This window comes from Mesorhizobium sp. L2C084A000 (assembly GCF_000502875.1).
Lineage (GTDB): Bacteria > Pseudomonadota > Alphaproteobacteria > Rhizobiales > Rhizobiaceae > Mesorhizobium.
Genome location: NZ_AYWX01000009.1, coordinates 578,966 through 586,435, shown reverse-complemented (window position 1 = coordinate 586,435; position 7,470 = coordinate 578,966). Strand labels below are relative to the sequence as shown.

Annotated in this window: 7 protein-coding genes and 1 pseudogene; 6 read left to right on the top strand and 2 right to left on the bottom strand. The window is 63.2% G+C overall.

All coding sequences use genetic code 11. The features are described from left to right. Positions 1-1,462: pseudogene (locus X735_RS01000000166060) on the top strand (KUP/HAK/KT family potassium transporter); the annotation flags it as partial. A 62-nt stretch (positions 1,463-1,524) separates the two neighbouring features. Here X735_RS01000000166060 and X735_RS145410 read toward each other — a convergent pair. Further along, positions 1,525-2,418, bottom strand: a complete 894-nt coding sequence (locus tag X735_RS145410) for an SDR family oxidoreductase (protein ID WP_023812421.1) — start codon at positions 2,416-2,418, stop codon at positions 1,525-1,527. A gap of 135 nt (positions 2,419-2,553) precedes the next feature. Here X735_RS145410 and X735_RS145415 point away from each other — a divergent pair, with 135 nt between their 5' ends. Together X735_RS145415 and X735_RS145420 are read left to right on the top strand one after the other, a co-directional pair. Continuing rightward, positions 2,554-2,964 (top strand): helix-turn-helix domain-containing protein, encoded by a 411-nt coding sequence (locus X735_RS145415; RefSeq protein WP_023812420.1) that lies wholly within the window; start codon positions 2,554-2,556, stop codon positions 2,962-2,964. A gap of 46 nt (positions 2,965-3,010) precedes the next feature. Further along, positions 3,011-4,273 carry an NAD(P)/FAD-dependent oxidoreductase gene (locus X735_RS145420; protein ID WP_023812419.1) on the top strand — a complete coding sequence of 421 codons (1,263 nt, stop codon included), beginning with the start codon at positions 3,011-3,013 and terminating at the stop codon, positions 4,271-4,273. Here the strand turns inward: X735_RS145420 and X735_RS145425 are convergent. Continuing rightward, the gene (locus X735_RS145425) at positions 4,221-4,967 is read right to left on the bottom strand and encodes a glutathione S-transferase family protein (RefSeq protein ID WP_023812418.1); all 747 of its coding nucleotides are present in this window, start codon (positions 4,965-4,967) and stop codon (positions 4,221-4,223) included. The genes X735_RS145420 and X735_RS145425 overlap by 53 nt on opposite strands. A 100-nt stretch (positions 4,968-5,067) precedes the next feature. On the opposite strand from X735_RS145425, the gene X735_RS145430 reads away from it, so the two are divergent. From X735_RS145430 to ilvC, 3 genes are all read left to right on the top strand, one after another. After that, positions 5,068-5,526: a MarR family winged helix-turn-helix transcriptional regulator gene (locus X735_RS145430; RefSeq protein WP_023812417.1), complete on the top strand. Its 459-nt coding sequence runs from the start codon at positions 5,068-5,070 to the stop codon at positions 5,524-5,526. Positions 5,527-5,676: 150 nt separating this feature from the next. Beyond that, positions 5,677-6,330, top strand: a complete 654-nt coding sequence (locus X735_RS145435; protein ID WP_023812416.1) for a TetR/AcrR family transcriptional regulator — start codon at positions 5,677-5,679, stop codon at positions 6,328-6,330. A 26-nt stretch (positions 6,331-6,356) separates the two neighbouring features. Further along, on the top strand, positions 6,357-7,376 hold the full coding sequence (gene ilvC, locus X735_RS145440; protein WP_023812415.1) for a ketol-acid reductoisomerase: 1,020 nt from the start codon (positions 6,357-6,359) through the stop codon (positions 7,374-7,376). Positions 7,377-7,470 lie beyond the last annotated feature (94 nt).

Sequence of the window (7,470 nt, the reverse complement as noted above, 5' to 3'; positions counted from 1 at the left end):
GCACGGGCGGGGTGGGATTGGTCTTCGGTCCCGTGACGGCGGTGTGGTTCCTGGCGATCGGCCTTTCAGGTCTCAACCACATCATCGCCGATCCGGAAATCCTGTGGGCGGTGAGCCCGCACTACATCGTCGCCTTCCTGATCAATTCGCCCGACGTCGCTTTCGTGACCATCGGCGCCATCTTCCTCGCCGTCACCGGCGCCGAAGCACTCTATGCCGATCTCGGCCATTTCGGCCGCAAGCCGATCGTGCTGGCCTGGCTGGCGATCGTGTTTCCCTGCCTGCTGCTCAATTATGCCGGGCAAGGCGCCTTCGTGCTGGCCAAGAATGGCGTCGTCGGCCATCCATTCTTCGAGATGAACGAAGGCTGGACGCTGATCCCGATGGTCGTGCTGGCGACGGCCGCGACTGTCATCGCCAGCCAGGCGGTCATCTCCGGCGCCTTCTCGCTGACCCGGCAGGCGGTGCAGCTCAATATGCTGCCGCGCCTGGAAATCCTGCACACCTCGGAGAAGCAGTCGGGCCAGATCTACATGCCGCGCGTCACTCTGTTGCTGGCGCTGGCGGTGATGCTGCTGGTCGTCGGTTTCGGCGAATCGAGCAAGCTCGCCTCCGCCTATGGCATCTCGGTGACCGGCAACATGCTGGTGACGACGGTGCTGCTGTTCGTCGTCATGACCCGGATCTGGAAATGGCGGCTGTGGGTGGCGGTCGCCATGACGGCGCTGTTCGGCTTCATCGATGTCGGCTTTTTTGCCTCCAACATCGTCAAAGTGTTCGAGGGTGGCTGGGCTTCGCTGGCGGTGGCCTTCACCATTGTGCTGGCTATGTGGACCTGGGTGCGCGGCAGCCGCTATCTGTTCGACAAGACCCGCCGCAACGAAATCCCGCTCGATTTCCTCGCCGGCAATCTCCTGAAGAAAAAGCCGCAGCTGGTGTCCGGCACCGCGGTGTTCCTGACGAGCGATCCACTCAGCGCGCCAACCGCGCTGATGCACAGCCTGAAGCACTACAAGGTGCTGCACGAGCAGAACGTCATCCTTTCGGTGGTGACCGCGCCGCAACCGGTGGTGCCCGACAGCGACCGGGTCAAGATGGAGACGGTCAACGAGCTGTTCATGCGGGTGACGCTGACCTTCGGCTACATGGAGCAGCCGAACATCCCGCGCGCGCTGGCGATCTGCCGCAAGCAGGGCTGGAAGTTCGACATCATGACGACCTCGTTCTTCCTGTCACGGCGTTCGCTCAAGGCCTCGCCCAATTCCGNGGCTGGAAGTTCGACATCATGACGACCTCGTTCTTCCTGTCACGGCGTTCGCTCAAGGCCTCGCCCAATTCCGGCATGCCGGTGTGGCAGGATCGGCTGTTCATCGGCCTGGCGCGCACGGCGGCCGACGCGACGGAGTATTTCCAAATCCCGACCGGGCGCGTGGTCGAGATCGGCACGCAGGTGGCGATCTAGGACATGTCCTGGCGGATCGGCGAATGGACTGTGCTTCACGGCACAGTCCATGTCACTCCGCTTCAACCGGCCAGCGCGGCCTTGTTTGCCTCGAGGAACTGCTTCAGCGTCTTCGACTTTCGGCCGGAAAGCGTCTCGACCGCGTCCGTCACCATGGCGATGCGGCCGGAACGCGTGTTGGCGTCGAATGACACGATGATGCGGGCAAAGTCCTCGGGAACGCCAGCCGCCTTCACGCCCTCGGTCAGGGCTTCATCCGGAACCTGCACGACATCTAGCGGCTTGCCGGTGACCTCGCTTACCAGGGCGGCAATCTCGGCCGTCGTGTAGGCCTGCGGGCCGGTCAAGGTGTAGGTCTCGCTTTCGCTTGATGCGGCAGCGAGGCCGGCGGCGATCGCTGCCGCCATATCGTCGCGCGCACCGTGCGCCATGCGGCCGTCGCCGGCGGACGTGTACCATTTTCCCGAAGCGATCGCGTGCGGCAGGGCCATGAACAGGTTCTCCTGGTACCAGCCGTTGCGGAAGATCGTGTAGGGGATGCCGCTCGCCTTGATCGCCTGCTCGGTGCCGTAGTGATCATTGGCAAACAGCACCGGCGAAACCGGTTCTGGATTAGGCATCGAGGTGTAGAGAAGGTGGGAAACACCGGCCTTCTTCCCGGCGGCAACCGCGTTCTCGTGCTGCCTCAGGCGCTTGCCGTGAAGCAGGTCGATCTCGCCGGTCGAGATGATCAGCACCCTGTCGGCGCCCTTGAACGCAGCCTCCAACGATAGTGTGTCGTCGAAGTCAGCCGCCCTTGTGATGACGCCTCGCGCCGCAAGGCCGGCGAGGTTTTCCGGATTGCGGGTGGCGGCGATGATCCGTGCCGCTGGAACCTTGAACGTGTCCAGCAGATGGTTGATGACGCCGCGGCCGAGCTGGCCGGAAGCGCCGGTGACGAGAAGGGTTTCGGTCATGGAAGATCCTGACATTGCGCCGCTAAGGCGGCTCGAGTGGCAGTCTCAAAAAGAGACCAGCACTAAAATAGGAATTGACCCTGGGCCGTAAAGAAGGCAGTTTTTCGGGAGGTAGGCAGGCGCAGGGAACCAGCGGTGGACAGCAAGATCGTCAATCTGAGATCGAAGATGGAGGTCTACAAGGCAATCTCCGGCGGCGGCAATTTTGCAAATTGTCCAGTCCGCGATGTCATCCAGGGGGTGAGCGGCAAATGGAGCTCGCTGCTGATGATGGCGCTGACCGAAAAGCCCTATCGGTTTGGCGAATTGCGGCGGCTGGTGCCCGATATCTCACAGCGCATGCTGACGCAGACGCTCCATGATTTGCAGCGTGACGGCTATGTGCATCGCGAAGTGTTCCCGACCAAGCCGCCGAGCGTCGAATACAGCCTGACCGATCTCGGACACTCGATGTTCGGCGCCTTGCATCAGCTGATCCTATGGGCCGAACTCAATCATGACGCGGTGCGCGACGCGCGTTCCGGCTTTGATGCCATGCAGGCTTGAACGGCAGTTAAAACCCGCGGCTTGATTTCGTCGGGCGGCTGAAGGATTGTCCCGGCCAGTTCGGCTTGGGGGCATTGGCATTTCCTACGACATAGCAATTGCCGGCGCCGGGCCGGCGGGATTGGCCATGGCGCTCTATCTCAAGCGTGCCGGGCATCGGGTCACGGTCTTCGAGCGCTTCGATGAGCCGAAGCCGGTCGGCTCCGGGCTGATTCTGCAGCCGACAGGGCTGACGGTCCTGGCCGATCTTGGCCTGCTTGACGACATACTCGCGCTGGGCAGCCGTATCGACCGCCTGCATGGCGCCGATGCTTCCACGGGCCGTACGGTGCTCGATGTCCGCTACGATGCGCAACGCGGTGGCCGCTTCGGGCTGGCGGTGCACCGGGCGGCCTTGTTCGGCGTGCTTTTCCGCGCCGCGCAGCGCGAGGCGATCGCCATCGAGACCGGCGTCGAGATCGAGGCTCTGGAGACCGGCGAACGGGCGACGCTGATATGCGGCAACCGACGAAGGGCAGGGCCGTTCGACCTCGTCATCGACGCCAGCGGTTCGCGCTCGAAACTGCGCCGCGCGAGCGCTCCAGGCGAGCCAAGAGCACTCACCTATGGCGCGTTCTGGGCCGCGCTTGGTTGGCGCGGCGACGGTTTCGATGAGCATGCGCTGCTGCAACGCTACGACAAAGCGAGCGTGATGATCGGCGTGCTGCCGGTCGGCCGGCCGCAGCCGGGCGCTGAAAAGATGGCGGCCTTCTTCTGGAGCCTGAAGCCGTCGGATGCCGATGAGGTGCGCGTCCGCGGCCTGAACGCCTGGAAGGAAAGGGTGGTCCGGCTGTGGCCACAGAGCGAGGCGTTCACCAGCCAGATCGACAGTTTCGACCAGCTCTCGCTGGCCCGCTACGGCCACCACACGATGAAGCTCCCGGCCGGTAGGCGATTGGCCGTCATCGGCGACGCGGCGCATTCCACCAGTCCGCAACTCGGGCAAGGGGCGAACATGGCGCTGCTCGACGCGGCGGCGCTCAGCCATGCGCTGGTGCGGACAACGAGTGTCGACGCAGCACTGGAGGCCTATGCGAAGGCGCGGCGCTGGCATGTCCGCATCTTCCAGGCGCTGTCGCTGGCATTCACGCCGTTCTACCAGTCGGATTCGGTGGCGCTGCCCTTGATCCGCGACAGGCTGGTGGCGACGGTGGCAAAAATCCCGCCGGCGCCGCAGTTTCTCGCCTCGATGGTGGCCGGTACGGTGATCGATCCGTTCAAGCGGATTGGGCTGACCGAAGCGCGGTGGCTGGATCGTTTTTCCGGATGAGGCCTGAAAGGTGCGATCCCTTCGCTTGCAGGAAAGCATGCAGGCGCTGCGGATAGTCCGGCGCCACGGCTTGCCTGATCGACGGGCGTTCACTCAACGCCTTGCGCCAGGCTCGGACGAGCGGTTTGCCGTCCAGAATGCCGAAATCACCGATGCGGTCGAAGACATCGAGATAGCGGAAGACCGGACCGTAAACGGCGTCGACCAGCGAAAAGTGCTTGCTGGCGAACCAGGGTCCGCCGGGCTCGTCCGCCAGCTCGGCTTCGAGGCGATCGAACATGGCGGACAGCGCGCTGGATTCGGCAAGGAAGCCAGCCTCGGTCGAGGCTGAATAGAACCGGCCGATGGCGTTGAGGGTTGCCGAACCGAACTCGATCCAGGCGCGATGACGGGCGCGGGCATAGGGATCGACAGGGTGGAGGGGGTTGGCCTGCGTCTCTTCGAGGAATTCGAGGATGACGGCCGATTCGAAGATCGCCGTTTCCTCACCATTTCGCTGTACCCGCAGCAGCGGCACCTTGCCGAGCGGCGAGATCGCCTTGAACCAGTCCGGTTTGTTGGCGAGGTCGATATCGACGCGCTCGAACGGCACGCCCTTTTCGGCCAGCGAAATCGCGGCGCGCTGCACATAGGGGCAAAGGTGATGGCTGACGAGAATGAGCTTGTCGGCGCGTGTGCAGGTTTCGTGTTTCATCGGATCGGCTTTCCAGGGTTAATGCAATTGCATCTATATAGATGCACATGCATCGACCGTCAAGCTTGATGCAATTGCATCTATCGTCTAGGAATGCGCCATGACCGAGAAAGCCACGCCTTCGCCCGAAGCCATCAAGGCCTGGGCTCGCCTGATGCGCGTTTCGCGCCAGCTGATGGAAAGCGCCGAGGAGGCGTTGAAGGCCGCCGGCCTGCCGCCGCTTGCCTGGTACGACGTGCTGCATGAGCTCGCCGAGGCGGGTGAGGGCGGGCTGCGGCCGTTCCAGCTCATCGAGCGCACGCTGTTCGCGCAATACAACATCTCTCGGCTTCTGGCCCGCCTAGAGGCCGACGGACTGGTGGAGAAGCTGCCGGTGGCCGATGACGGCCGTGGCCAGACCATCCGCATCACCGCCAGCGGGCGAGAGATACGCCGCCAGATGTGGGCTGTCTACGGACGCTCGATTGCGGAACTGGTAGGCGCCAAATTGTCGGCGGATGAGCTGACCATGGTCTCGGCATTGCTTGGACGGCTGCGTCAACCGCCAGCCGGCGACTAGGCGAGGCTGTCGCGCGCGGCAACGCTCATCCACTTGCAGATATTTTGCTCTCGTCCTCTTGCGTGCGGCCTTGGAATGCGCAATATGCCGAACCGTAACGTACGGTACGGATTGCCGAGTGATCGGCGGCCTGCCTTTCGAGAGAAGAGCGTGTTGCACATCTTGCCCGACATCGACACCAGCGAAGCGCTGACAGAACGGCAGAAGGCCGTCCTCGACGCGGCGTTGCGGCTGCTGGTCGAGGAGGGCGATCATCTGACCATGAACGCCGTGGCGCGCCGCGCTAGCTGCTCCAAGGAAACGCTCTACAAATGGTTCGGCGACCGTGACGGGCTGCTGACGGCGACGGTGCAGTGGCAGGCCTCGAAAGTGCGGGTGGCGCCGGTTGACGGCAAGGGGCTCGATCTTGCCTCGCTGACCGCAAGCCTCGAACGCTTTGCCTCGGACTGGCTTAAGGTGATCTCCAGCGACACGTCGATCGCCCTCAACCGGGTGGCGGTCAGCCATGCGGGCTCGGGTAAGGACAATCTCGGCGCCGTCGTGCTTGAGAACGGCCGCTTCGCATTGGCCAAACGGTTGAAGCCGGTGCTTGAGGCCGGCCGACGGACCGGTCTTTTGGATTTCGCGGATGCCGAGACGGCGTTCCGCACCTTTTTCGGGCTGGTCGCCCGCGACGTGCAGATCCGTCTGCTGCTTGGCGACCGGCTGGAATTGACTGAGGCGGCGATCGGCGGCGATGCCGCGCGCGCGACGCAGCAGTTTCTCGCTCTTCATGGAGCAACAACCGGCCGCAAGGCCCTCTGATTTGTAAAAACGGGAAGGAAGACAAAATGCGCGTCTATTACGATCGTGATGCCGATCTCAATCTGATCAAGGGCAAGAAGGTCGCCATCATCGGCTATGGCAGCCAAGGCAGGGCGCATGCGCTCAACCTCAAGGATTCCGGCGCCAAGGAGATCGCCATCGGCCTCAAGGCCGGCTCGGCGACCGCCAACAAGGTCGAGGCCGACGGGCTCAAGGTGATGAGCGTGGCGGACGCCGCCAAATGGGCCGACCTGATGATGATGGCAACGCCGGACGAACTGCAGGCCGACATCTACAGAAACGAGATCGCGCCGAACATCCGCGACGGTGCCGCAATCGCCTTCGCGCACGGCCTCAACGTGCATTTCGGCCTGATCGAGCCGAAGTCGACGGTCGACGTCGTCATGATCGCGCCGAAGGGTCCCGGCCACACGGTGCGCGGCGAATACCAGAAGGGCGGCGGCGTGCCGTGCCTGGTCGCCGTCAACCAGGACGCTTCGGGCAATGCGCTCGACCTGGCGCTGTCCTACGCCTGCGGCGTCGGCGGCGGCCGTTCGGGCATCATCGAGACCAATTTCCGCGAGGAATGCGAGACCGACCTGTTCGGCGAGCAGGTCGTGCTGTGCGGCGGTCTGGTCGAGTTGATCCGGGCCGGTTTCGAGACGCTGGTGGAAGCCGGCTACGCGCCTGAGATGGCCTATTTCGAGTGCCTGCACGAGGTCAAGCTGATCGTCGACCTGATCTATGAAGGCGGCATCGCCAACATGAACTACTCGATCTCGAACACTGCCGAATGGGGCGAATATGTCTCGGGTCCGCGCATCATCACCGCCGAGACCAAGGCCGAGATGAAGCGCGTGCTGAAGGACATCCAGACGGGAAAATTCACCTCGGAGTGGATGCAGGAATATCGCGCCGGCATGTCCCGCTTCAAAGGCATCCGCCGCAACAATGACAGCCACCAGATCGAGGAAGTCGGCGCCAAGCTGCGCGCGATGATGCCCTGGATTTCCAAGAACAAGCTGGTCGACAAGGCCAAGAACTGAGCGAAATCCACAAGCGCTCGAAAACAGCGGCTTCCATGAACAAAAAACGGCGCCAAGTGGCGCCGTTTTTTCATTCTGTCGGTCGGCTCAGCTA

Bases quoted from the DNA above. Each gene is read 5' to 3' on its own strand.
- X735_RS145410 (WP_023812421.1), bottom strand. From the start codon at position 2,418: ATGACCGAAACCCTTCTCGTCACCGGCGCTTCCGGCCAGCTCGGCCGC.
- X735_RS145425 (WP_023812418.1), bottom strand. From the start codon at position 4,967: ATGAAACACGAAACCTGCACACGCGCCGACAAGCTCATTCTCGTCAGC.
- X735_RS145430 (WP_023812417.1), top strand. From the start codon at position 5,068: ATGACCGAGAAAGCCACGCCTTCGCCCGAAGCCATCAAGGCCTGGGCT.
- ilvC (WP_023812415.1), top strand. From the start codon at position 6,357: ATGCGCGTCTATTACGATCGTGATGCCGATCTCAATCTGATCAAGGGC.